At 66.9% G+C, this 23,723-nt stretch carries 23 protein-coding genes; 10 read left to right on the top strand and 13 right to left on the bottom strand.

All coding sequences use genetic code 11. The annotated features are described in order from the left end of the window. Window positions 1-132 precede the first annotated feature (132 nt). A complete protein-coding gene (locus tag Pla108_RS14745) occupies window positions 133-2,217 on the top strand; it encodes an ATP-dependent helicase (RefSeq protein WP_146445736.1) in 2,085 nt (694 codons plus the stop codon). 104 nt (window positions 2,218-2,321) lie between these two features. Next, window positions 2,322-2,630, top strand: coding sequence for a four helix bundle protein (locus Pla108_RS14740; RefSeq protein WP_231934519.1), 309 nt, complete (start codon window positions 2,322-2,324; stop codon window positions 2,628-2,630). 71 nt (window positions 2,631-2,701) lie between these two features. Here Pla108_RS14740 and Pla108_RS14735 read toward each other — a convergent pair whose 3' ends face one another. Then, window positions 2,702-3,685, bottom strand: coding sequence for a DUF1571 domain-containing protein (locus tag Pla108_RS14735; protein ID WP_197526584.1), 984 nt, complete (start codon window positions 3,683-3,685; stop codon window positions 2,702-2,704). A gap of 303 nt (window positions 3,686-3,988) precedes the next feature. On the opposite strand from Pla108_RS14735, the gene Pla108_RS14730 reads away from it, so the two are divergent. Next, a complete protein-coding gene (locus Pla108_RS14730; protein WP_197526583.1) occupies window positions 3,989-4,708 on the top strand; it encodes an MBL fold metallo-hydrolase in 720 nt (239 codons plus the stop codon). Between the two features lie 127 nt (window positions 4,709-4,835). Here the strand turns inward: Pla108_RS14730 and Pla108_RS14725 are convergent, their stop codons facing one another. The 3 genes from Pla108_RS14725 to Pla108_RS14715 form a co-directional block, all read right to left on the bottom strand. Then, the gene (locus tag Pla108_RS14725) at window positions 4,836-5,621 is read right to left on the bottom strand and encodes a biotin--[acetyl-CoA-carboxylase] ligase (RefSeq protein ID WP_146445734.1); all 786 of its coding nucleotides are present in this window, start codon (window positions 5,619-5,621) and stop codon (window positions 4,836-4,838) included. Next, window positions 5,618-7,417 (bottom strand): ATP-binding protein, encoded by a 1,800-nt coding sequence (locus tag Pla108_RS14720; protein WP_146445733.1) that lies wholly within the window; start codon window positions 7,415-7,417, stop codon window positions 5,618-5,620. Before Pla108_RS14720 ends, Pla108_RS14725 begins: the two co-directional genes overlap by 4 nt. A gap of 128 nt (window positions 7,418-7,545) precedes the next feature. Next, window positions 7,546-7,893, bottom strand: coding sequence for a hypothetical protein (locus tag Pla108_RS14715; RefSeq protein ID WP_197526582.1), 348 nt, complete (start codon window positions 7,891-7,893; stop codon window positions 7,546-7,548). Window positions 7,894-8,466: 573 nt separating this feature from the next. Between Pla108_RS14715 and Pla108_RS14710 the strand changes: the two genes are divergently transcribed. From Pla108_RS14710 to Pla108_RS14690, 5 genes are all read left to right on the top strand, one after another. Beyond that, complete coding sequence (locus tag Pla108_RS14710; protein ID WP_197526581.1) at window positions 8,467-9,084, top strand: OmpH family outer membrane protein; 618 nt, start codon at window positions 8,467-8,469, stop codon at window positions 9,082-9,084. Window positions 9,085-9,237: 153 nt separating this feature from the next. Next, entirely contained in the window at window positions 9,238-10,146 is a 909-nt protein-coding gene (gene lpxC, locus Pla108_RS14705) for a UDP-3-O-acyl-N-acetylglucosamine deacetylase (RefSeq protein ID WP_146445730.1), read from the top strand. Between the two features lie 59 nt (window positions 10,147-10,205). Then, complete coding sequence (lpxA, locus tag Pla108_RS14700; protein WP_146445729.1) at window positions 10,206-11,015, top strand: acyl-ACP--UDP-N-acetylglucosamine O-acyltransferase; 810 nt, start codon at window positions 10,206-10,208, stop codon at window positions 11,013-11,015. Between the two features lie 88 nt (window positions 11,016-11,103). Further along, window positions 11,104-12,135: a Gfo/Idh/MocA family oxidoreductase gene (locus Pla108_RS14695; protein ID WP_197526580.1), complete on the top strand. Its 1,032-nt coding sequence runs from the start codon at window positions 11,104-11,106 to the stop codon at window positions 12,133-12,135. A gap of 209 nt (window positions 12,136-12,344) precedes the next feature. Beyond that, window positions 12,345-13,034, top strand: coding sequence for a PEP-CTERM sorting domain-containing protein (locus tag Pla108_RS14690; protein WP_197526579.1), 690 nt, complete (start codon window positions 12,345-12,347; stop codon window positions 13,032-13,034). Window positions 13,035-13,039: 5 nt separating this feature from the next. On the opposite strand, the gene polX is transcribed toward Pla108_RS14690, so the two are convergent. After that, entirely contained in the window at window positions 13,040-14,794 is a 1,755-nt protein-coding gene (polX, locus tag Pla108_RS14685; RefSeq protein ID WP_146445726.1) for a DNA polymerase/3'-5' exonuclease PolX, read from the bottom strand. 210 nt (window positions 14,795-15,004) lie between these two features. Here polX and Pla108_RS14680 point away from each other — a divergent pair, with 210 nt between their 5' ends. After that, window positions 15,005-15,808, top strand: coding sequence for an ABC transporter ATP-binding protein (locus tag Pla108_RS14680; RefSeq protein WP_146445725.1), 804 nt, complete (start codon window positions 15,005-15,007; stop codon window positions 15,806-15,808). Between the two features lie 183 nt (window positions 15,809-15,991). Here the strand turns inward: Pla108_RS14680 and Pla108_RS14675 are convergent, their stop codons facing one another. The 5 genes from Pla108_RS14675 to Pla108_RS21025 all read right to left on the bottom strand — a co-directional run bounded on the left by Pla108_RS14675 (window position 15,992) and on the right by Pla108_RS21025 (window position 19,638). Then, window positions 15,992-16,204 (bottom strand): hypothetical protein, encoded by a 213-nt coding sequence (locus tag Pla108_RS14675; protein WP_146445724.1) that lies wholly within the window; start codon window positions 16,202-16,204, stop codon window positions 15,992-15,994. Window positions 16,205-16,260: 56 nt separating this feature from the next. Beyond that, complete coding sequence (locus Pla108_RS14670) at window positions 16,261-16,464, bottom strand: hypothetical protein (protein ID WP_146445723.1); 204 nt, start codon at window positions 16,462-16,464, stop codon at window positions 16,261-16,263. Between the two features lie 531 nt (window positions 16,465-16,995). Then, on the bottom strand, window positions 16,996-17,448 hold the full coding sequence (gene tnpA, locus Pla108_RS14665) for an IS200/IS605 family transposase (protein WP_146445722.1): 453 nt from the start codon (window positions 17,446-17,448) through the stop codon (window positions 16,996-16,998). A 282-nt stretch (window positions 17,449-17,730) separates the two neighbouring features. Then, window positions 17,731-19,188, bottom strand: a complete 1,458-nt coding sequence (locus Pla108_RS14660) for an ABC transporter permease (RefSeq protein ID WP_146445721.1) — start codon at window positions 19,186-19,188, stop codon at window positions 17,731-17,733. 177 nt (window positions 19,189-19,365) lie between these two features. Further along, window positions 19,366-19,638 (bottom strand): acylphosphatase, encoded by a 273-nt coding sequence (locus Pla108_RS21025; RefSeq protein ID WP_197526578.1) that lies wholly within the window; start codon window positions 19,636-19,638, stop codon window positions 19,366-19,368. A 209-nt stretch (window positions 19,639-19,847) separates the two neighbouring features. On the opposite strand from Pla108_RS21025, the gene Pla108_RS14650 reads away from it, so the two are divergent. Then, window positions 19,848-20,927 carry a hypothetical protein gene (locus Pla108_RS14650; protein WP_146445720.1) on the top strand — a complete coding sequence of 360 codons (1,080 nt, stop codon included), beginning with the start codon at window positions 19,848-19,850 and terminating at the stop codon, window positions 20,925-20,927. Window positions 20,928-20,964: 37 nt separating this feature from the next. Here the strand turns inward: Pla108_RS14650 and Pla108_RS14645 are convergent, their stop codons facing one another. The 3 genes from Pla108_RS14645 to Pla108_RS14635 form a co-directional block, all read right to left on the bottom strand. After that, window positions 20,965-21,183 carry a hypothetical protein gene (locus Pla108_RS14645; RefSeq protein WP_146445719.1) on the bottom strand — a complete coding sequence of 73 codons (219 nt, stop codon included), beginning with the start codon at window positions 21,181-21,183 and terminating at the stop codon, window positions 20,965-20,967. Between the two features lie 179 nt (window positions 21,184-21,362). Further along, a complete protein-coding gene (locus Pla108_RS14640; protein WP_197526577.1) occupies window positions 21,363-22,037 on the bottom strand; it encodes an HAD family hydrolase in 675 nt (224 codons plus the stop codon). 63 nt (window positions 22,038-22,100) lie between these two features. Next, entirely contained in the window at window positions 22,101-23,642 is a 1,542-nt protein-coding gene (locus Pla108_RS14635; protein WP_197526576.1) for a DUF6798 domain-containing protein, read from the bottom strand. Window positions 23,643-23,723 lie beyond the last annotated feature (81 nt).

Genomic DNA, 23,723 nt, shown 5'->3' with positions numbered 1-23,723 from the left:
GTATGGTAAGGCCACCCCACGGATTGCGGAATGGGGATCGCGGACGGCGGATTGACGCGCAAGCGAGGAATCCAGCATTTTCCGTGGACTTCCCATTCATCCGCAATCCGAGACCCCACTCCGCAATCCTTGATGTCTGGCCTCAATCCCGCCCAAAACGACGCGGTCCACACCCTGCGGGGCCCGCTTTTGGTGCTGGCCGGGGCCGGGACCGGCAAGACCCGCGTCGTGACGGTGCGGATCGCCCAGCTGATCCGCCACGGCGTCGCTCCCGAGCGAATTCTCGCGGTGACGTTCACCCGCAAGGCGGCGGGCGAGATGCAAGAGCGGGCCGGGCAGCTCCTCGCCCGGGGCCGCAAACGGGTCCCGAAGGACGCGCCGCGTCCCGAGATCAGCACGTTCCACTCGCTCTGTGTCCGGGTGCTGCGACGCCACGCCCCGCGTCTGGGCTACCCGGCGCGGTTCACGATCGCCGACCGCGGCGACCAAGAGTCGCAGGCCCGCAGCGCGCTGCGCGAGATCAAGGCGCCAACCGACACGCTGAAGCCCGCCGACCTGCTGGGGTACATCAGCCGCTGGAAGATGGGGGCGATCCTCCCCGACACGGCCGCGTCGCACGCCGAGAGCGACCTCGAGCACCTCGCCGCCGTGGCTTACCGGCGCTACCAGAGCAACCTCAAAAAGTCGGGCGTCGTCGACTTCGACGACCTGCTGATGCTCACCGAGAAGCTCTTCACCCAGCACCCCGAGGTGCGACGCGAAGAGGCGGGACGCTTCGATCACGTCCTCGTCGACGAGTACCAAGACACCAACCACAGCCAGTACGAGATCGTCCGCGGCCTCGCGATGGGACACCGCAACCTGTGCGTGGTGGGCGACGACGACCAGTCGATTTACGCCTGGCGTGGCGCCGAGGTGACGCACATCCTGTCGTTCAAGAAGGACTGGCCCGACGCCAAGGTGGTCCGCCTCGAAGAGAATTACCGCAGCCAGAGCCCGATCATCCACTTCGCCAATACGCTGATCGCGTTCAACACGCAGCGGCACGAGAAGCGGTTGATCCCTCAACGGCCCGTCGAAGGGGAGGGGGGCGACAAGCCCCGCATCCTCCAGTTCAAGGACGAAACCGACGAGGCCAAGAAGGTCGTCGCCGATCTCAAAGGGCGGCTCCAAGCGGGGGGCTGGCGTCTCCAGGGCGAGGACCGCGAACGCTTCCTGCGAGCGGGCGGCAAACCCATCCGGGCGTCGGACTGCGCCATCCTGTTCCGCACCAACGAACAGCCGCGGGCGTTCGAGGCCGAACTCCGCGCCGCGCAGGTCCCCTACGTGCTGATCGGCGGCATGAGTTACTACGACCGCCGAGAAGTGCGCGATGTGCTGGCCTACCTAAAGCTCGTGGCGAACCCCGACGACGAGCCGTCGCTGCTGCGGATCTTCAACACCCCGCCACGTGGCCTGGGCGACGCGGCCCGCAAGGCGCTCGTCGAGCGCGCGGTTGATAAGGGCGTCCCGCTCTGGCGCGTCGTCGACGACCCCGCGAACTGGCCCGGCATGAGCGACCCGGCCCGCCGGGGGCTCAGCGACTTGCGCGACTCGGTAAAGAACTGGCGCGCCGCCGTGGGCCTCGAGCCGCTTGCCGGGACGGTCAAACGCATTATCGACGAGAGCCAGTACTTGAGCGAGCTGACGCGCCTCTACCCCGACCCGCAGGAACGCGAAGCGCGGGTCGCGGCGGTCGGCGAGCTCGTCAGCGCCGCCGACTCGTACGCCGAACGCAGCAGCAAGGCGTCGCTCGAGCGTTTCCTCGACAACATCGCCACCGGCGACCGCGACGACGGCGACAAAGAGAAGCAGCTCAACCAAGACGCCGTCGCCCTGATGACGCTGCACGCGGCGAAGGGGCTGGAGTTTCCGTACGTCTATCTCGTCGGCATGGAGGAGGGGATCCTCCCGCACAAGCGCTCGATCGATGGCGGCGAGGTCGCGATCGCCGAAGAACGCCGGCTGGCGTACGTCGGCGTGACTCGCGCGCGCGACAGGCTGACGTTGTCGCTCGCCTTAACCCGCCGCAAATGGGGCAAGCCCCGCGACACGATCCCGAGCCGGTTCCTCTACGAGATGACCGGCCAAGCCGACAACCCGCGCTATTTGGAAGCAAAGTCGGGACGCAAGCACGGCCCGCACACGGGGCGGCCGAAACGCGGGGCGAAGCGATGAATTAGACTGGTAGGCTGGTAGGACGATAGGCTCGAGAGAGGGCGCACTTTGAATGATGCGGGATCACCGAAAGCTCAAGGCGTTTCCAGATTGCCGATGCTCTGGTGATCGAGCTGTATCGGCACACCAAAGCGATGCCAGTCGACGAACGCTTCGGGCTCACTTCGCAAATGCGTCGAGCTGCCGTGTCGGCCGCCTCTAATATCGTTGAAGGGTGCGCACGCGAGTCCGAGGGGGACTATCTCCGCTTCTTAGGGATCGCTTTCGCGTCCGCCAAGGAGTTGGAGTACCAGATCTCGGTCGCGGTTCGGCTCGGTTACTTCAGCGGCACGGCTGCCGACGTCCTCAGCGCGAAGAGCAACGAGAGCTCCCGAGTTTTACGTGGCCTCGTCCGATCCCTACGCGACAAGTAGTCGGCGTCTCGTCCGACCGTCCTACCCGCCTAACCTCCTCTCTTGCTTTCTACTGGAACATGCCCGGCCTTCTACTGGAACATCCCCGGGTTCTCGGTCGAGAAGTCGGCGTCGGTGAAGCCGTTGTTCAGCTTCAGGTCGGTGTAGATGTACTTCTCTTCCAGGATCGGCTCGCCCCCTTCGACGGTGGGCCAGCTGAACGCCTGGTAGGCGACCGGCAGACGCATCTCGTTGTCGATGAAGATCTCGGCGCGGTGGAAGCGGAAGTTCTTGCGCGGCACCGGGTGGATCGCCCGGATCATCGTGACCGGGCGGTTGTCGATCGTGGCCACGCCGTACTGAACTTCACACTCGGCGTACTTGACGTCTTGCTCGGCGATTTCGATGAGCTCGGAAGTCAGGTTGCGGATGCCGGCCTTGGTGATCGGGTAACGCTGTCCGGCCATCGCCATGTTACCGTCCGGGTCGAGGTTGATCTTGCCGAAACGACGCTTCCAACCCGATCCCATCGCGACGAGCTTGCCGTCATTTTGGTTGGAGACGTACAGCGCCTCTTGCCCGGGGTTGGGCGTGATGAACTTCATGTAGACGCTGAACGGCTGCTGCCGCACCCGGAGGGTCAACTTCTGCGGATCGTTCAGCGTGCCGTTGAGGCGTTCGACCTTCGTGAACGTGGCCGAGTAGTCCTGCACTTGCCGGTCCATGTCGGCGAGGGCCTCTTTCGCCAGGCGGAGGCACGGCATCAGCGGGTGCTCGCCGGGGCGTTGCTGCAGGTCAAACGGGATGCCTTCGAGCTCGGCCGAAGCGGGCTGGACCGCGTCGTCGCGCATCACCGGGACGTCGCCCTCCGGCTGCGTTGCCGCCATCGGTTGGGCGGTAGGCGGCTGGGGGGCAGACGGCTGGGTGGCGTCGGCGACGCGGTAGATTGGCCGGGTCAGTTGTTGGGCGTTGGCCCCGAGAGCGCCCAACACCACAAAGGGGCCGGCGACCGCGACGATGAGGAAAGTCCGTCCGAGAGCGGTGCGGAGCGCGGAGGCAGTGAGAGTGGCGGGCATCTTGCGGGTCTCCTGGCCGCGGGTAGGCGGCTGGTGTCGGGGCGGTCCCGCTGGGGGGCGGACCGAGTCGGGGATAGGGGGCGGGCGGCGTCGGCTGTGGAGCGGTGACTTCGGGCGGGGTCGGTCGTCGGGTATCGGTCGCTCCGATACAGTACGGGCGACGCCGGCGGCAGTCGACGCGGTCGCCTGCTTGCCAGAACCGATGCTCCCTGCGGGCAGAGGCGGAGGGCTTCCCCATCCGTAGGGGCCCTTTCTCTCGCCCGATACTAACGACGCCCCGCAAGCGTCGAAAGAGAGATCCCCGTGCCCGACTCCCATTCCGACACCCCCCGTGCTAGTGGTTCGCCCGTCGCGAAGGTCGAGATCGCCAAGGTGATCTCGGCCCCTTTTGACGAGAATACCTACGTTTTCCACCTCGCTGACCGGTCCGACTGCATCGTCTTCGATCCCGGTCTGCAGCCCGGGGCCATCGAGAAATTGCTGGACGAACAAGGCCTGACGCCGGCGGCGATTCTTTGCACCCACGGCCACTCCGACCACATCGCCGGTAACCATGCCCTCAAAAAGCGCTGGCCCGAAGCCCCGCTACTGATCGGCCGGGGGGACGCGTCCAAGCTGACCGACCCGGTGGGGAATCTCTCGGCCGGGTTTGGCTTCGAGGTTCTCAGCCCCGAGGCGGACCAGACGGTCGTCGGCGGCGATGTCTACGAAGCGGCCGGAATGAGGTGGCGCGTGGTGGACACTCCGGGTCACTCGGCAGGGCACGTGTCGTTTCTCTTAGAAACGCCCGACGGCGCCGTCCACGCCGTGGCGGGCGACGTGCTGTTCCGGGGCTCGGTCGGACGGACCGACTTTCCGGACGGCGATTTCGAGACCCTCCGCGAGTCGATCCACTCGCAGCTGTTCACGCTGCCGGACGCAGCGATCGTCTACCCGGGCCACGGCCCGACGACGACCGTCGGCGAAGAAAAGCGGAACAACCCGTTCGTCGGCAAGCCATCGGGGTGGATCGAACCGTCGTAGCCCCCCGGCATTGCAAGCCGCAGGGAGCCTGAAGACGCAAGCGGCAGAGAGCCGGGAAACGTCAGTTCCCGGAGTGAAGCGGATACCCGGCGCCCTCCGGGAACTGACGTTTCCCGGCTCGCTGTGGCTATCGCTCGCCGCTGCGAGCGATGACGCCCGCGTAGTAGCTCGCCACTTTGGCGTCGCTTTCAATCAGCAGCGCACCGTCTTCGGCGAGGCCGCGGCACGCGCCGGTGGTTTCGCGCTCGCCATCCCGCAGGGTGACGATTTCTCCCTTCAGCACGCAGGCGGCCCGCGCCGCGTCGATTAGCTGCGGGTCGCCGGCGGCGAGTTGCGTCAGCCGGGCGTCGAATGCCGACAGGAAAGCCGCCAGCACCGCTTGCCGCGTCGTCCCACTGCCCGCGAGCGAAGTCGCCCGCGCGCGGACGTCGTCCGGTGCGCCGTCGAAGCGATTGGCGACGTTGACGCCGACGCCGATCACCAGCCGACCGGGGCGTGGCGACTCGATCAGCACGCCGGCGAGCTTGCGGCCCGCTAGCAGCACGTCGTTAGGCCATTTCACACCAGCGGCGCGGCCGGTCGTCGTCCGGACCGCCTCGACGATGGCGACGGCTGTCGCCAGCGAGAGCAGGCCGTGCTGCGCGGTGGTGAGCCCCCGTGCGGCGGCGTCGAGGGCGATGCTGAACGTCAGGGCGCCGTCGCTGGCCCACCAGCGGTTGGCGCCGCGGCCGCGGCCCGCTGTCTGGCGATCGGCGACGATTAACGCCGGGAGCGTCGCCTCGGTTGCAATCAGCTCTCGCGCGCGGTCATTGGTCGAGCCCAGTTCCGCGTGGATTTCGACGGTCTGGCAGAAAGGACTGTCGCGCAGTGCCGATTCGTCGAGCGTGTCGCTCACGGCGTGACGGGTGCTCACGGCGTGACGGGGCGGAGGTCGGAGGCGTCGGGCTCGTCGGCAGCGTCCCCTTCCGAAGAGGGCCCCTCGACCGGCAGGCGGATGCGGAAGGTGCTCCCCTGGCCGACTTGGCTCTCGACGTCGATCGAGCCGCCATGTTCCTCGGCGATCTTCATCGTGACGGCGAGACCCAGGCCGGTGCCCTTCGAGCCCTTGCTCGACTCGAACGCCCGGAAGATCGTCTGCATGCGGTCGGGCTCGATCCCGGCGCCGGTGTCGCGGACCGAGACGGTGGCGATCTCGCCCCGCTCATCGACGCTCGTGCCGACGGTGACACACGCCGGTTCGTGCCCCTCGCAGGCGTCGATGGCGTTCGTGACGACGTTGAGAATCGCCCGGTGGACCGCCTCGGGGTCGATCATCACCGAGGGCATGCCGTCGGCGGGCGACCAATTGACCTCGACGCCGAACTCGTCGGCACGGGCCTGCATCAGCTCGACAACGTCGCCGACGATCTCGTTGAGGTCGGCCGGCTCGGGGTCGGGCTTCCGCTCCTTGCTGTAGGTGAGCATGTCCATCACCAGCGACGAAATCCGCTCCTGGTTCTTCTCGACGATGCCCCACCCCTTCTGGATGGTGTCGACCGCCTTGGCGGCGGTCTCGATGTCGATCGAGCCGTCGGCGAGCGACTTGCCGTGGTCGCCAAGTCCGAGCTCGATCAGGTAGCTGCCGCCGCGGACTCCCTGGAGGATGTTTTTGATGTGGTGCGACAGCGTGGCGATCGTCTGGCCAACGGCCGCCAGCCGTTCGGCCTGCACCATGGCCCGGTAGTGCGAGGTGTCCTCGACGGCGAGGGCGGCTTGGTGGGCGATCGCGACCATCAACTTCAGGTGCTCTTCGCCAAACTTGTTGGCGCTCTGCCGCTCGAGCATCTGCTTGGGCGTGATCGACGTGTCGATGTAGATCACGCCGACAAGGCCGTAACGCCCCTGCATGGGGACGCAGATCGCCTCGCGGACGCCCATCATCATGATGCTGCCGGCGGGGTCCCAGCGGCTGTCGTCCCCGGCGTTGCTGGTGAGGACGCCCTCGCCGCGGCCGATTACGTAATCGAGGATCGTCTGGCTGATGGAGATCTTTGGCCCGTCGCTCTCCGGCTCCGATCCGTTGGACGATGCGGGGGCGATCCCGCGGCGGAGCCGGCGGACCCGCGGCGTCAGACGGCCGGTAATCTCGTCCTTGAGCATGATGCAGCCGCGGTCGGCGTCGACCCACTCGAGGATCATGTCCATGATCCGTGCGAGCAGCTGATCGATGTCGAGTGTGTGGCTTACCGCCAGCGACGTTCGGTACATCAGTTGCAGATTGCTCCGCGCCCGAGCGAGCCAAGGGCTCTGCGTCTGGTCGGCGGGGGTGGCGAGCAGGTCGCTCCCCTCGGACTGGCTGATCGAGTGCAGGATCCGCGAGCCGTCGTCGTAGCCGCTGGAGCCGACGATGTTGACGTCGCCCTGGGCGTCGGCGACCGACTCGGCGGCGCCGGTGTAGAGCAGCAGCGTGCGGCCCATCTGGACCTGATCGCCGGACAAGAGTCGCTTGTCGCGGATCCGTTGGCCGTTGACGAAGGTCCCGTTGGAGCTGTTCAGGTCGCGGAGGACGAACTCCTCACCGGTCTGCTCGAAGACGGCATGCTTGCGTGAGACCTCGGTGTCGTTCAGCTGGATAGCGTTGCCGCCCACCCGTCCGACGCCGATAAGCGGCTCGTTGAGCGGGAATCGTAGGCCCTGGTCGCGGCCTTGGATGACGAAAAGCGACGGCACGGTGGGTCGCCGCGCGGCAATACGCGGCGTCTGGGGGACGGAACGACAAGTTGGCGGGCGGAAGCCCCGATTGGCCCCGCCCCACAACCACCCGCGTCCGCTGACCCGCCAACGACGTGCTGGTGGGGTTAGGCGGCCGCCCTGCCCGGGTTTTCCGTTGCTTCGAGAGCCGTCCAAATCTTATGGACCAACTCGCGATAGTGGTAGGGTTTCCGCACGAAGCCGAACTCTCCCGCCGGGCGGTTGGTTCCGGCGACGACGGTTGCGGCGCCCCTGCGGGCGGCGGCTTCGACGATCGGGGCCAGTTCAGCCGGGTCAAAGGCGTCGGCATCGACCACCAGGACCTTTACCGGCGACTGTTTCAGCTTGACGAGCGCGTCACCGACGCTTTCCGCCCCGGCGGTCGCCACGCCGGTGCGGCTCAGCAATTCGCAGAGGACCAGCCGCGCCTCCACCGAGGGGTCGAGGACCAGCACACGCGGTGATTTCGAGTTGGCGGCCTGCACGGCGAAATTCCTGGGCGAGGTCCAGAGGGGGAGGGCGGCGAACCCTAGCGATCCCGCGGCGACTCGTCAAAGCCAGCCAGCCAACAATGACCACCCAGCCGACAGTGACAAGTCAGCCGCCAATTCCAGCCGGCGCTTCGCGACTCGGAGCTAGGAGCCGGGCTTCTCCTTTATCCGCCTTTCCATCGGATGATCTTAAGGAATCAGACGCGATCGGCGTCTTTCGCGGACGTCCTCGTGACCGATGGGCTTGGGTGAGAAGCCAACAGGTCTGAAAAAAGCAGACGCCGCCACTGGAAAGACGCGATAGGCGTCTCGCCTCGACCTCGGAGCGGGGCGTCTTCTGCTCGCTATGGCACGGCAAAACAAGCCCTTTCGTCGATTCGTCGAGTTTCCTCAGAACGCTCTTTACGGCGTCGCCGCATATCGGCAGAATGCCGCCGCGTTCAAACGAGACCTACCGGCGCATCCCGCGAACCCCGCGCCGCCGTCTCGCCACGGTCACGGACGACCACGAAAACCATCTCGGCAAGGAGTGCTGACGTGAAGACTCAGGTTAAGGCCGCTGCGGCGGCACTGTTGGCGGTAGCCTTTTTCGGTGCCGCCGCCTCGGCCCAGAACCCCGCTGGCGCCAACGCGAAGAAGTACGGTGTCGCCGTTGTCGACATCAACTACATCTTCAAGAACCACCAGAACTTCATCGCCTCGATGGATGGCATGAAGAACGACTTCCAAGGCGTCGAAGCCGAAGTCAAGGGAAAGCAGCAGCAGATCGTTAAGGCGACCGAGCAGAAGAACAACTACACGCCCGGCTCGCCCGAGTTCAAACAGCTCGACGAGCAGATCGTCCGCATGAACGCCGCCCTCCAGGTCGACGTCACGCAGAAGCGGAAGGGCCTGGTCGAGCGAGAAGCCAAGATCTACTACGACACCTACGTCGAAGTGACCAAGGCGATCCAGCTCTACGCCGAGCACCAGGGCATCGGCATCGTCTTGCGGTTTAACGGCGAAGAAGCCGACCAGAACAACCGCGAGAGCATCCTGCGGTCGATCAACAAGGCGGTTCACTTCCAGAACTCGATCGACATCACGCCGGACGTGCTGGCCTACCTGAACCGCACGGCGACCGCTCAGGCGCCGGGTGGCTCGCGGCCTCAGTGATAGCAAGCGAACGGCCGCGGCGGGCTGATGAGGCCCGCCGCGGTTTCTTGTTTTATTCCGGCTCGCCGGGCCGTGTCCTCTCGGGACGCAGCCGCGCCGCAGAGCCGTCTTCGGTCCGCCACGGACCACCCCCCGCCAGGGAGTGTCACGGCTATGTCGCCGCCGCGTCTTCAACGCACGCTCGCCCGTCCCGCCCTTGTGGTCGGTCGTGGCTATTGGACCGGACGTGAAGTCCGGGTCGAGTTTCGCCCCGCTCCCGCCGGTTCGGGGGTGACGTTCGTCCGCGACGATCTTGTCGGCGAGCTCGCCGACCCCCGGATTCCGGTGGCGGTCTCGCTCCGCCAACCCGCCGCCCGCCGCACCGTGTTGCGTGGCGCCGGCGGCGCCGAGGTGGCGATGATCGAACACGTGGTCGCCACGCTGGCGGGCCTCTCGATCGACAACTGCGAGATCGGCGTCGACGCCGCCGAGATGCCCGGCTGCGACGGTTCGGCCGCCCCGTTTGTCGCGGCGATCGACGCCGCTGGCATCTATGAACAGAAGGCGATCGCCGATCCGCTCGTGGTGCATCGCCCGGTCCGTTGCGGTGACCGCGACTCTTGGATCGAGGCCCGCCCGCCGATGGGTCCCGGCCTGACGATCGAGTACCGCCTCGACTACGGCCCCCAGTCGGCCATCGGCCGCCAATGGCAAGTCGTCGAGGTCGACGAAGAGACCTTCCGCTTCGAGATCGCCCCCGCCCGGACGTTTATCCTTGAGTCCGAAGCCGCCGCGCTCCGCGCCCAGGGGCTCGGCTCGCATGTCTCGACGAACGACCTGTTGATCTTCCGCGACCAGGCGACCACCGACGCCGAGCGTTTGCCGATCGACAACGATCTGCGCTACGCCGACGAGTGCGTCCGGCACAAGATCCTCGACGTGGTTGGCGACCTCGCACTGGCCGGCCGGCCGATCATCGGGCACATCGTCGCTTTCTGCAGCGGCCACCGGCTCAACGGCGACCTTGTCGAAGCGCTGGTCACCAGCCACCCCGACCGCTTGCAGTATCGCCGGTCGGCCTGAGCCGCCCTCGCCTCTACACGGCCCCCCGCCACCCCCCCTTCACGTCGAAGAACCCTGTCATGCCTACAAAAATCGCCGCCACCGCGTGGATCGATCCCCGCGCCGAGCTGGACGAGGGCGTTGAGGTTGGACCGCTCTGTGTCGTCGGCGCCGGGGCCCGGATCGGGGCAGGCACCAAATTGCTCAGCTCGGTCACGCTGCTCGGCTCGGTCTCGATCGGCCGCGACAACGTCATCTACCCGCAGGCCGTGATCGGCGGCGAGCCTCAAGACATCAGCTACACGGGCGGCGAGACCCGCGTCGAGATCGGCGACCGCAACACGATCCGTGAGAGCGTCACGATCAATCGCGGCACCACCAAGGAAGAAGGCGTCACCCGTATCGGTTCCGACAACTTCCTGATGGCGGCGTCGCATGTCGCCCACGACTGCACGCTGGGCGACAACATCGTCGTGGCGAACGCGACGCTTCTTGGCGGTCACGTCCATGTCCACGACCACGCGGCCCTGTCGGGTGGCGTCGTCGTGCACCACTGCACGACGATCGGACGCTACGCCTTCGTCGGCGGGCTGAGCCGCGTCCTGCACGATGTCGCCCCCTACATGCTCTACGAGGGCAGTCCCGCCAAGGCGCGTTGCATCAACATCGTCGCGCTGCGCCGCAAAGGCTTCGACGCGACCGAAATCGACAACCTCGCCGAAGCGCATCGCCTGATGTACCGCTCGAAGATCGGCCTCCAAGCGGCGGGCGAGGTGCTCGCCACCGCGGGACGCGACACCCCGGCGGTGCGCGAGATGCTCGACTTCATCGGACAACAGTCGTCCGGCCGTCACGGCCGCAGCCGCGACGTGGCTCGCGTCGCCGCTTAGTTTCAGAGTGTAAACCCATCGTTGGGGTGGCGTCTCCCACATAAATGTCTGGAGGCCCCTCCCACAATTGACAATGAGGAGCAGCGACGTGGAGCCAATCCAGATCGCAGTTATCGGCGCCGGCAAGCTCGGCGGCTACCACGCCAATCTGGCCGCCAAGCTCCCCGAGTTCGATCTCGTAGCGATCGCCGACCCGTGGGAGAGTTCACGGAACGCCCTGGCGTCGAAGACCGGCGCCGAGCCGGTGGCTAATATCGCCGAGGTGTTTGACCGGATCGAAGCGGCCGTTGTCGCCACCCCGACCGCGACCCACTACGCGGTCGTCGACCGCCTGCTCGCCGCCGGCAAGCACGTGCTGGTCGAGAAACCAATCACCCCTACCGCCGACGCCGCCGCTCGGTTAGTGCAGACGGCCGACAAGGCCGGCGTCACGCTGCAGGTCGGCCACGTCGAGCGATTCAGCCCGGCGCTCGTCGCCGCGGGCGACTCCCTGAAGAACCCGCGGTTTATCCGCAGCGAGCGGACTAGCGGCTACACGTTCCGCTCGACCGACATCGGCGCCGTGCTCGACCTGATGATCCACGACATCGACCTGGTGCTGAGCCTCGCCGAATCGGAAGTCGTCGATGTCTGGGCGACCGGCCTGTCGGTGTTGGGGGGCCACGAGGACATGGTCAACGCCCGGTTGACGTTCGCCAACGGCTGTGTCGCCGACCTGACGGCGTCGCGCGTCAGCTACGAGCTCCGCCGCACGATGCAGGTGATCACCGATCGCGGCTTTACCGCGGTCGATTTCGCCACGGGTAAAGCGACCACGGTAGCGCCGACCGACGCGGTGCTCCGCGGCGAGTTCAACGGCGACGCCCTCTCGGCCGAGCGCAAGGCGGAGCTGTTCGCCGGCAAGATGTTCGAGGAAGTCCTCGTCAAGGCCGAGCACGCCGCCCCGGCGGTCAACGCCATCGAGCTCGAGCTTCTCGACTTCGCCCGGGCGATCCAGACCGGGACGTCACCTCGCGTCAACGGCGCCGCCGGTCGCGACGCGGTCGCGATCGCCGAACGGGTGCTGCGAGCGATCGCCTCCCAGCCAGGGATCGCCCACCAGTACCGCCACGCTGCGTGACCGGCAGGGCTTGATCACGTGGCGCCATTGCGGGTCGCCCTCGCGGGACGGAATTCCGGGACCCGTCGCGGGAGGGGTCGCCCGTGTCCTGATACGGGCCTCCGCGGCATTTTACCCGGTGAATCGCTGGGAAATCGCTTGACCGTCGCGGCGCCGGTTCCGATTCTGAGGGGGCTTCCGCCTTGATCGCCCCCTATGAGATTGTCTCCATGATTGTGCCGCCGCTGTCGCGCCTTGCGCTGCTTCTGACCCTCGCAGCGCCGTTGGTCGCCGCGTCCGTGGCCGCGTCGCCGGCCTCCGCCGCCCCCGTCGTCCTCTACTCCGAGACCTTCACGGGCCAAGCGGGCAAGGGATTCCAGGCCGGCGTCACCGACCTCGCCGGCGTCGATTGGACGCTCAACACGAGTGAAGTCTCGGCCACGGCCGACTTCGCCGTCGATGGCGGCGAGGCGTTTGTCGCCACCGACATCGAGGGCAAGGGCGTCTTCTTCACGCCGTCGATCGACATCTCCGGCTACACCGACATCACCGTCTCGGTCGCGGCTTTCCAGACCGGCGACATCGCCGCCGCCGACTATTTCGACCTCCGCTACCGTGTCGATATGGCGCCCATTTCGCTCGTCGCCGACTGGATGGGCATGGGCTCGGCGTCGCACACGCTCAACGGCAACACGGTCGGCGCCGACTGGGGAACGACCGTGGTCGAGCAGATCGTCTCCGAAGGGACGTCGCTCCAGCTGACGCTCACCGTACGCAACAACTTCGAAGCCGCGCCGACGTCGATCGGTTTCGACAGCATCTTGGTGACGGGGCGTCTCGCATCGATCCCCGAACCGACCGCAACGTGCCTGGTCGCCTTGGCGATGGCGGGCGTTGTCATCCGCCGCCGGGCTTCGTAGGACGTCTAGCCGCCGACGCGGGAAAGTAGCGCCTTGATGGCCGATGTGTTCGCCACGTCGTCGGCCGTCAGCCCGGCCCGCCGCGCTTGCAGCACGCCGTAGCGCAGCACGTCGAGGCCCTCGGGGCTGTGGGCGTCGCTGGAGATGACGATCGGCACGCCGGCCGCTTTGGCCGCCGCGCAGTGGACATCGTCGAGGTCGAGCCGCGCGGGATTGGCGTTCAGTTCAAGACACTTGCCGTGCTCGGCGCAGGCGGCGATCAGTTCGTCCATCTCGACGTCGTAGGGGGCGCGTTTGCCGATCAGCCGGCCGGTGGGGTGGGCGATGATCGAGACGCTCGGGTGGGCGACCGCGCCAAGCAAGCGGTCCATGATCTTCGCCCGCGGCTGGTTCTGGCCGTAGTGCAAGCTGGCGATGACCCAGTCCGCCTCGGCGAGCACGTCGTCCGGCAGGTCCATCGGGCCCGCTTCGAGGATGTCGCACTCGATCCCCTTGAGGACGCGGAAATCGACGCCCTCGGAGGTGAGCTCCTCGTTCACGACGTCGATCTCTCGCCACTGAGCGCGCAAGCGGTCCGCGTCGAGGCCGTGGGCCATCGTCACCCGCTTCGAGTGGTCGGTGATGGCGATGTACTCCAGCCCGCGCTCCCGGGCGGCGGCGACCATTTCGCGCACCGTCGCCCGTCCGTCGGTCGCCGAGGTGTGCATGTGCAGGTCGCCACGCAGGTCGCCTAGCTCAATCAATCGGGGCAGCTTGCCCGCCTCAGCGGCGGCGAACTCCTGGCGGTTCTCTCGCAACTCCGGCGGAAACAGCGGCAATCCCAGTGCGACGTAGACCTGCTCTTCGCTTTCGCCGGCGACCCGCTCTTCGCCGTCGGCCTTAAAAACGCCCCACTCGTTAACTTTCAGACCCCGCGCCTTCGCCCGGCCGCGGACCTCGACGTTGTGCTCTTTCGAACCGGTAAAATACTGCAGGGCGGCGCCGTACGACTCGCTCGGCACGCAGCGCAGGTCGATCTGCAGGCCGCTGTCCATCCGCAGCGACATCTTGGTGTCGCCCCGGGCGATCACCTCGGCGACTCCCTCGAACTCGCCAAAGCGGTCCATCACAGCGGCGACCGCCGTGGGGTCCATCGACTCGCCCACATCGACGAGCAGATCGAGGTCGCCGACGGTCTCTTTGCCGCGGCGGTAGCTGCCGGCCGGGTCGCGCCGCTTGATCGCTCCGAGCCCGTCCATGTGCTCGAGCAGCCGCTGCACGACGGCGTCGGCGTCGGCCCAGCGGATCCGCTCGCCCGCCTTCGCCGCGAGGTCGATCCCGGCAAGGATCGTCTCTTCGGTTTTCTTGCCGAACCCCTTGAGCTGCTGCACCTCGCCCGCCTCGCAGGCGGCCCGCAGCTGATCGAGCGACCCGACGCCCAATTCCTTGTGGACGGCGGCCGCCTTCTTCGGGCCGAGGCCCGGCACCCGCATCAGCGCGAGTACGCCGGGCGGGACCTGCTCGCGCAGCTCGTCGAACATCGCCAGCGAGCCCTCGGTCGCCAACTCGGCGATCTTCTCGGCCAGGTCCTTACCGACGCCGTCGATCTCCGTCAGCGCCACGGCGCCGGACGACTCGACAACGCCCACGAGCGATTGCGACGCGTCGGCCACTTTACGGGCGCCATTGCGATAGGCGCGGACGCGGAACGGGTTGGCGCCCTGGAACTCGAGGAGGTCGGCGACCTCTTCCAGAGCGGCGGCGATCTCTCGGTTGGTCATGTGATTGCAGAGTGCGGATTTCGGATTGCGGAAGTTTTCTGTGTCAGCCCTCGGACGAAGGCGAGCCGACGACGCCCTTGTCGATAAGGCCAGTGCCCTCGTCGATAAGGATCAGTCGACGGAGCGAACCCCTAGCCCCTTCCCCGGTGTCCAATCGACCGGCCATCATGCCTTACCGCTAGCCCTTGCTCGACCTCACCCACCCCCACGATGCAGCCCGACCCACTACTCATCGAGATGCAGGGCGTCGGCTTCCGTCAGCAGAAGACCGACATCTTACAGGACGTCGATTGGCGCATGGCGCCGGGTGAGCACTGGGCGATCCTCGGCCCCAACGGCTCGGGCAAGACCTCGCTGATGCGCGTGGCGTGCGGTTATCGTTGGCACACGAGCGGCGTCGTGCGGCGTCTTGGCGAAGAGCTGATCGACCTCGTGAAGCTACGAGGGCGGCTCGGCTGGGTCTCGGGCGAGGTCCTCCAGCACGCGCCGCCGGAGGAGTCGGCCCTGTCGTTCGTCGTCTCGGGACGCTTCGGCCAAATGGGCCTCCGGGCGATGGGCGAACGCCACGTCACCGGCGGGGACTTTGCCGACGCGGCCCAACTGCTCGAAGCCATGGGCGCCGGCGCGCTGGCCGAGAAGCCGCTGCGGGTCCTCTCTCAGGGCGAGCGTCAGCAGGTGCTCGTCGCCCGGGCGCGGATGACCGAGCCGCTGCTGCTGGTGCTCGACGAGCCTTGCGCCGGGATGGACCCCGCGGCGCGCGAGCGCTTCTTGGCGTGGCTTGGGGCCCTCATGGAGGAGCCCTCGACCCCGGCCGTGGCGATGATCACGCACCACGTCGAAGAGGTGTTGCCCCAGTTCGAGCACGCCTTGCTGATCGGCGCGGGCCGCATCGTCTCGGCGGGAGCTACCGCCGACGTGGTGACGGCCGAGTCGCTCGCGGCGACCTATGGCGTCGGCGTCGCGCGGCTTGAGTTGCACGGCGGGCGGCGCTGGCCCCTGTGGGGAACGCCGTAGCGCCTTGTCAAAGCTAGAGAATGGGGGTTGGCGCCAGGAGCCGTTTTGGCGCTAGCCACGGGTCATGGCGATTCAACCAGTCTTGGTGATTCAACCGGGGCTAGCGCCCAATCGGCTCACCTGACTTCAGCTTTGACGACGCGCTAGGAGCGTCCACCCCCGGCTAACGGTTGCCTGACCGCTTTAACGACAGGCTTTCATGGCCGAGTAGCCGAGGCTCGTGAGCGAGTAGGCGCCATTGGGGCGCTCGCGGGCCAGGAAGTCCTTGTCGGCGAGCGACTCGAGCGCCTTGCGGTTGGTCTCGAGGCTCGGGCCCGAGAAACACAGCATTTGCCGCGGCGTCATCAGGTAGTCGCGGAACTGTCCGAGGGCTTTGACTTCGGAAGGGTTCAGCATGACAGGACTCCAGGAGGGGGGCGGAGAGAGACGGCAGGGAGGGACGCGGCGGGCCGCTACGCGTTGCGGGCGGCGCGGAGGATCTCCGCATCGGTCATCTGACGGACCGACTTGCGACGCGCGGCGGGCTCGGACGTCTCGGGCTCGTCGGGGCTGCCGTCGTCCTTCTTTGCACGCTTCTTCGCCATCTTCTCGTTGGCTTTGCGCTTCTTCTCCATCTCACGACGGAGCTTTTCAAAGGTGTTTTGCTGGCGTGCCATATAAGTTGTGGTTAGAGCGGCCGCGGGTCCCCTCATGGGACAGCAAGCCTGGAAGGAGACGGTCGAGGGGGGCCCGTTTGGGGGGAGGGCCGCGTCCCTAAACCGTCAGCAACGACCCGAGGGCGGGAGCCCCAAGGCCATCCGATAAAAAACCCGGCTCCACAGCCGTGCGCGAGGGGATAGCGAGGCGAGAGGGCGCCAAATCGTGGGCCGCCTCGGTCTACCCCGCCGATTCTAACCGATTTCGCTTCCGTGTGCAGCGGATCGGGGCCCGGCATTCACCCGGACGGGCAAAATAGGGGTCCGGTTGTAGGCCGCGGCGGGCGACGCGTCGGCGCGAGCCGGGGCGTCCGAGACGGGGAACAGCCCTGGCGGGGGCGACCGTTTATCGGTCGGCTCGCCGAAGGTCGGCCCTTGGTTGAGCCCCAACGGGGCGTCGAAAAATAGCCCAGGGCAACGCCCTGGGGCGAAGAGTTGTTCTACAAGAGGCGTCAGCCCTGAAGGGGAGGTATTGAGAGTCGCTCAAGCAAGCTAGTCCCAGACGTATCGCTCGTCGTAGGCAATCTCATAGCGGTGAAGAATCGTGCGTAGCTCGTCTTCGAATGACGCACGCCGATGACGTTCGTGTTGATTCGAGATGTAGAGGCACAGGTCCGGTAGTTGGGAGTGTCCCACCGAAAAGGCGCCGTAGCCGTTCTGCCATGCGAATGACGCGTAGGCGGCGCCGCGCGTCTTGATCCATTTCGAAGAGCCTTGTTTGAGGTCTTGAACCAGATCGGCGATCGTTACGGTGCGTGGCAGTGAGCAAGCGAGGTGAACGTGGTCTTCGACACCGCCAATCGCATACGGAATGCATCCAAGACTCTTGGCGACGCCACCCAGGTAGGCATGCAGTTCACTTTCGATCTCGCCATCGATGAAGGGCTGACGTTGCTTTGTCGAGAATACGACATGCAAAATCACGTTGGCGAGCGATTGCGACACTTGATCGAGCTTTCCAGGCAGGGACGCCCTAGCCCCAAAGGGGCGCCGGAAAGTAGCCCAGGGCAACGCCCTGGGTATCCGATCCCCACGGTAATCCAACAAGCCCTGTAGGGGTGATGGAAAATCGACGCGGCGTCACCCATTCCGCCGCCCTTTCAGGGCTAGTCGGAATAGGTCGTGTACCTGCAACCCAGGGCGTTGCCCTGGGCTATTGTCAGTTGCCCCGTTGGGGCAAGACCGCGCCGGTGCCGATCAGGTCAAGTGCCGATTACGCCCACTGGCTCATGCCAAGTCGCGGTCCTCAAACAACAGCAGCGCCACCAGCATCGCCACGGTGATATACACCAGCGCGTAGAGTGTCACCCAGCCGAGGTACGCGAACGGCACCGCGTTGCCGCCGGCGATGGCGGCTTGGATGTTGAGGTGGTCGAGCATCGGCAGCACCACCGAGAGCAGTCGCCCGAAGAACTTCACGAACTCGTTCTGGCCGACGCCCGACTGCACAATCAGCGGCGTCAGGTGCCCCAGCACGTAGACGGCGCCGCAGATCAGCAGGTTGGGGAGCATCGGCAGACGGGTGCTGATCGCCACGCTGATCGCGGCCAGCATGCCGGTCTCGAGGAACGCCAGCACCAAGCCGGGCGCGGTCGAGACCATCTCGGCGTTGCAGAGCTGCCAGTCGGGCGTCGGGTTCGACGTCTCACGGGCGTCGTAGACCACCTTGTACGAGACGCACCCCATCAGGATGACGCCGAGGATCACGAACAGCAGCAGCGCCGACCAGAGGATGCCGAGGTACTTGCCGAGGATGAAGTCGCGGCGGCTGATCGGCTTGGAGAGCAGCGTCAGGGCGGTCTTGCCCTCGATCTCGTCGGCGACCGAGACGCTCGCCGTCCAGACGGCGAAGAGGATCGAGAGGACCATGATGGTCGACAGCCCCGAGTCCTTCAGCATCTTCACGTCCTCGCCGAACGTGTTGTAGGGGATGTAGATGTAGCAGACGAGCGCGATGGCGCCGCCGATGGCGAACAAGAGGAACAGCGGCTGCGAGATCGCTTCCTTGGCGGTCGCCGCCGAGATCGTCGAGGCCCGCGGCGCCACCAAGCGGACCGCCAGGTAGGCCAGCACGATGCCGACGACCGACAACGCGGTGATCGGGATCTGCTTCACCTCGGGCGTGCGGGCCTCGCTGGTGAACGACAGCGTGACGTTGGCCGGGGCGTCGCCGTCGTTGGTGAGGTAGACCGCGTCGACCTCGCCCGTGAGGCCGCGGGGGAGCTTGCTCTTCGTGTTCCACTCGTAGGGCTCGCCCCCCTGGACGACGGCGGCGGGACGGCTGTAGGCGAGCTCCGGCGCGGCGGCGACACGGAGGTCTTGGTCGCTCTCGATGCGGTAGGCGACGACCTCTTCGGCGATCATCGCGAACGGGACCTCGACGTCCTCGCTGCGCGGCTCAATCGTCTGGGTGACGGTTTGCGTCCCCATCGAGGGGAGCCGCCAGAGCGACTCGATCACCTGGTCGGTAGGCATCTGGGGATAGGCGAACGCGAACAACGCGACCATGCCGACGCCCAACCAGAGGATTGGCATCAGCACGCTCTCGCTGACCGCCGCCCAGACGCCCTCGGCCGCCTTGCGATTTAAGACCCAGAGCAGGCCGAAGAGCAGGGCGAGGATCGCCAGACCAAGCGTCACGCCGAGGGCGAGCAGCCAGAGGGGAGTCAACCAGAGCTTAAGCATGGCGTAATGCGCTTCGTTGGTAGTTCCGTGCCCACGAATCGAACGAATCTTCTCGAATCAGCTTGGCCAGAGGACAGGCCTCGCCGTAGAGCCTTCAGTCATGATTCGAGAGGATTCGCTTAATTCGTGGGCTCTTGGTTCGTGGGCTCTTGGGACGTCGTCGTTGATAGGAGGCAGCTAGCGGCGGATGCCGAAGCCGACAAACTCGTCCGATGCGGGGCTGGTCGTGCTAGCGACCTCATCGATCATCGCACCAAAGTGAGTTTGTAAGTCGTCTAGCAATTGGTTGATCGGGTTGGCTTCGCCCTCGGCGACGAGTTCGACGCGGCCGTCGGGGAGGTTGCGGACGTAGCCCGTGAGCGGTCGCCCGGCCACGAAGCGACACGTCGTCGCCCGGAAGCCGACGCCCTGCACTTCGCCGCTAAAGAGGACCGTCCGACGTTGCGCCACGCTGGCCTCGCCCGTCGTGGTTGGTTCGTTGTAAGCCTCGGTAGGCGTAAGGGTTACGCCCGGAGCCAAAAGGATAATACGGGCCGACGCGGGTCGCCAGGGCCGAGTTCCGCCGTGGGGCAAAACCGCCGGAACGCGGCGTCCCGGATCAGGGGGTGACGCCCCCATCGGCATTGACACCGCCGCCAGCGAGGGCGTAGCGTCCGCGCGTGTCTCATTGGCCCCGATCCGCTGTCGCTACAGGGTTTGCCCTGCTCCTTGCCGGAGCGGCGGCGGGCGAGGTCGTGCTGCTCCACAACGGGTCCCTCTTGGAGGGGGCCGTCGAGCGGTCGCCCGAAGGGGTCGCCATCCAGGGCGAAGGGAGCTTCCTCCGGCTCCGTGGCGCCGAAGTCGCCTACGTCGCGGATTCGACGGTCGGCGCCTACGAGTGGAAGCGGGGGCAGGCGGCGCGGGATGGGCTGGATGCAACGGATCACCTCGAATTGGCCGACTGGGCGCTGCAGAACCGGCTCCTCCCGCAGGCCGCCCGCGAGCTGCTCGACGCCCGCCAGCTCGTGCCCCGCAGCGGTCGGCTCGACTTGTTGGAGCGACGTCTCGACGAGGCGCTGCGGCCGGCGGCGCCGCCGGCGCCGGAAACGAAGCCGGTTTTGGTGGAAGGAATGGCCGAACACCCCGGAATCGCTTCTAACCATTCGGTCAACAACCCGGCTCGCCCGATCCTCCCCGAAGGGGCCCTCGAACAGTTCACAAGACGGATCCAGCCGGTGCTGCTCAACAGCTGCGCGACCGCTGGCTGTCATGGCGTTCATCCGGAGCCGGGGTTTGCGCTCGACGTGGCGCCCCTCCGCGGCTACGGCGACGCCCGTTCGACCGAGCGGAATCTGCACGCGACGCTCGACCTGATCGACCTCAATGCGGTGGACAAAAGCCCGCTGCTCGTCGCCGCAGCCGGACCGCACGCCGGGGTGGCTCCGCTGGCGGGGCCGCGGCGTGATGAGATGCTCGAGCGGTTGTCGTTCTGGGTCGGCGCGATCGTCGCCTACAACCGGCCACCGGAGCAGGAAGCCGCAGCGGACCAAGCGCCGCCGGTCGCCGAGAAGGCGTCCGTCGCGGCTGAGCCGCCAGTGACCGCCGAGTCGGAGCCCGACTGGGAAGCGATTGTCGCGGCCGAGGCGGACAAGCCGACGACGATTCAGCGGGGCGTCAAGCTGACGCCGGTGAGGCCGCGGGACGAGTTTGACCCGGCGGTGTTCAACACCCAGCACCGTCGTCCGCAGGATGACGAGTAGCCGTCACTCAGCGCCTCGACAATCAGTGCGCCATCGCTCAGCGCATCGTCTTGTTCGTCGGGGCCTCGGCGACGGCCGAATGACCGCCCACCTTGGCGGCGGCGTACGATCCGGCGCGGCATTCGTGGCAGCCGCCGCAGGCGGCGCCAGCGACCGGCGAGCTGTAGTCGTACGGGTTCTGGCAGGCGCGGCAGCCCATCTGCGCCGCACCGGCGGCCGTGGCGAGCATCAAGGCAACGATCGACGGCTTCCGCATGACCCTAAGCTCCGCTAGCGGCACTGGCGGCGCACGGCGTGCGCCCTGTGCCAGTGGGTATCGGCTGGGGCGGTTGTAGGGGTTGAGCGGAAACGGCTTGGGGGGCCGCTTGATGCTGCGCTCCGAGGGCTTGCGCCCACGGCTCAGGTCCCACTCGGAGCGAACCGTAACCAACCAAGTCAGACCAACCCCAGCACCGCCGCGATCCGCGGGTCCGCCAGCGTATCGGCGACGAACGCCGCCCCGGTGAAGTCGTGGTCGTGCGTGTGGGGGCTCGGCACCGCGACCACATAGGCGCCCGCCGCTACGCCGGCGCGGCAGCCGTTGGCGCTGTCCTCGAAGACGATCATCTCGGCCGGGTCGACGCCGTGCTCGGTGGCCGCCATCAGGTAGGGCTCGGGGTCGGGCTTGCCGATCCGCACGTCGTCGGCCGTGATGACGAATCGCAGCCGGTCGCGGACGCCCACGGCAGTCAGGATCCGCTCGGCGTAAGTCCGCGCGCCGCTGGTGACGACGCCGCGCGGGATGCCGGCCGCGTCGAGGCGGTCGAACATCGCCGCGACGCCCGGCATCGGCGCCAGGTCGGCGCCGGCGAGCTCCCAGAACGTCTGTTCGGTCTCGGCGGCGATGATCTCGACCGAGTCGTCGAGGCGGTGCCAGTCGATCATCCGCTGCAGAGCGACCATGGTCGGCAGCCCCATCATCTGGTGCCGGAGGGCGTCCTCGAACGGCTTGCCGCGGCGGCGGAGGGTCTCGGTCCCGACCCGTAGGTAGACGTCCTCGCTGCTAGCGAGCACGCCATCCATGTCGAAAGCGATGGCACGGATCGGTTTGGCGGGCGGGGGGAACGACATCGGGTGTCCGGTGGGAGGGAGTCGAGAGGACCGGTCGGTGGGACCCATCAATTTACCGGACTCCTACTCCGTCGGACTACCGGCCTCGCCGAGGTCGTAAAGCGTGTAGACGCCTACCCGGTGGACGACCGGTAGACTCGCCGAGCGGCGGAACGGAACGCCTGAGGCCGCGTCGCGCGGGGGCGCTTGGCTGAGGGCGTAGCGGGCGCCGTACTCGTCGCCGAGTTCGCGTAACCGTTTGGCGCCGAGGGCGGCGAGGCTCGGCGTCCAACGCCGCTCGCCATTCGGCCCGTCGCCAATCTGAAAGACATCTTCGTAGCGGCGCCGCCACTCGACCATGCTGCGTGCGTCTTGCGGGATGTCCTTGTAGGTGACGACCTCGGGCCGCTCGGCCCGCCATTTGAACGTGTGCGAACGCTGAGGAACGAGAAAAACAGCCTCGGGCGGGGTGTTCTCCTCGATCCATTGGCACATCTCGATCCACGCGGCCGGATCGAGCATCGCTTGGTCGGCGGGCCCGAAGGGGGATTTGAGGCGATCGACGACCGCGTCACCGAGATGCCAAACGCACAGGGCGACCAACGCCACCGCGCCCCAAGCCGGCGCGCGGCGATGCTGGGCGATCCCTTCGCCGACCCAGTGAACCAGCAGCAAGGACACGGCGATCGGCGTCGCGATGTCCGCCAAGCGGAACCAGTAGTACTTGAGAACCGCGGCTGCCCACACCGGGTGGTTCCACAGCGCCAGTTCGATCAGGAGGCCGGCGAGGCTGATCGCTTCGGCGCTCCAGGCGAAGGCGGTCATCAACCGCAAGCCCGATGGGATTTCGCGACGGCGGAGCCAAGTCAGGAGGGCGAAGAAAGCGACGAGCTTTGCGTGCCCGGCGCCGGAACGCCACAGCCACTCGGCGCCTTTGCTGAGCGGCGCCAGGTGGTGCGGCAGGCGGAAGAAGACGTAGATCTGGTTTGCTTCGCCGACAACGTCGCCCGGCGTCCCGACGTTGAGGAGCAACGCGGGCAGCACGCCCGCCAGCGCCAGCAGACCGCCGCCGACGAGTCCCGGCAGCATCGCGCGGAGCGGCGCCAGCCGTCCGGTGATCAGCCCGGCGAGGCCGAGCGCCACCACCGACCATCCGCCGACCAGGGCGTGGAAAGCGCTCGCCAGTCCGAGGAGCAGCCACGCGCGGTTCCAGCGGCTATCGGCGGCTTCGGCCAGAGCGAAGAAGACGAACCCGTAGGCGACGCTCTTGGCCTCGAAACCGCCGATAAACCACTCGCCAGCGAACTGCCACTGCCGGGTTCCATAGACCAGCAGCGCCGCGCCGAGGGGCGCCAGCAGGGAATGTGGCGCGATGCGGCTGACCAAGCGGGTCCAGCCGACCGCGAGCAGAGCCCATGACGCCAGCCGGCCGATCCATGCAGTCGTCTCCAAGGAGACCCATTGCGTCACCCAGGCGAAGAGCCAGACGACGGTGAAGTGGGCGTCGGGCGACTCCAGGAACAGGTCGCCGCGGCAGTAGGAGGGGTCGGCGAAATGCTTTAAGCGGCAGAGGTAGTGGGCCTCGTTGACGCCCGGCGCCGGGTCGCCGCCGGCGATGAAGAGCACCAGAAAAACCAGCGCAGCGTCGAACCAAAACCGGCTTCGCGGCGTCGGGAGAGATAGCGGCGCCAGCCTGTCTTGTGGGTC

It is taken from the genome of Botrimarina colliarenosi (assembly GCF_007859955.1).
Taxonomy (GTDB): Bacteria; Planctomycetota; Planctomycetia; order Pirellulales; family Lacipirellulaceae; genus Botrimarina; species Botrimarina colliarenosi.
This window is presented reverse-complemented; position numbering and strand designations above follow the sequence as displayed.

Coding starts and splice junctions, on each gene's coding strand:
- Pla108_RS14690 (WP_197526579.1), top strand. CDS start 12,345: ATGATTGTGCCGCCGCTGTCGCGCCTTGCGCTGCTTCTGACCCTCGCA.
- Pla108_RS14670 (WP_146445723.1), bottom strand. CDS start 16,464: ATGGCACGCCAGCAAAACACCTTTGAAAAGCTCCGTCGTGAGATGGAG.
- Pla108_RS14680 (WP_146445725.1), top strand. CDS start 15,005: ATGCAGCCCGACCCACTACTCATCGAGATGCAGGGCGTCGGCTTCCGT.
- Pla108_RS14675 (WP_146445724.1), bottom strand. CDS start 16,204: ATGCTGAACCCTTCCGAAGTCAAAGCCCTCGGACAGTTCCGCGACTAC.
- lpxA (WP_146445729.1), top strand. CDS start 10,206: ATGCCTACAAAAATCGCCGCCACCGCGTGGATCGATCCCCGCGCCGAG.
- polX (WP_146445726.1), bottom strand. CDS start 14,794: ATGACCAACCGAGAGATCGCCGCCGCTCTGGAAGAGGTCGCCGACCTC.
- Pla108_RS14735 (WP_197526584.1), bottom strand. CDS start 3,685: ATGCCCGCCACTCTCACTGCCTCCGCGCTCCGCACCGCTCTCGGACGG.
- Pla108_RS14640 (WP_197526577.1), bottom strand. CDS start 22,037: ATGTCGTTCCCCCCGCCCGCCAAACCGATCCGTGCCATCGCTTTCGAC.
- Pla108_RS14645 (WP_146445719.1), bottom strand. CDS start 21,183: ATGCGGAAGCCGTCGATCGTTGCCTTGATGCTCGCCACGGCCGCCGGT.
- lpxC (WP_146445730.1), top strand. CDS start 9,238: ATGTCGCCGCCGCGTCTTCAACGCACGCTCGCCCGTCCCGCCCTTGTG.
- Pla108_RS14745 (WP_146445736.1), top strand. CDS start 133: ATGTCTGGCCTCAATCCCGCCCAAAACGACGCGGTCCACACCCTGCGG.
- Pla108_RS14660 (WP_146445721.1), bottom strand. CDS start 19,188: ATGCTTAAGCTCTGGTTGACTCCCCTCTGGCTGCTCGCCCTCGGCGTG.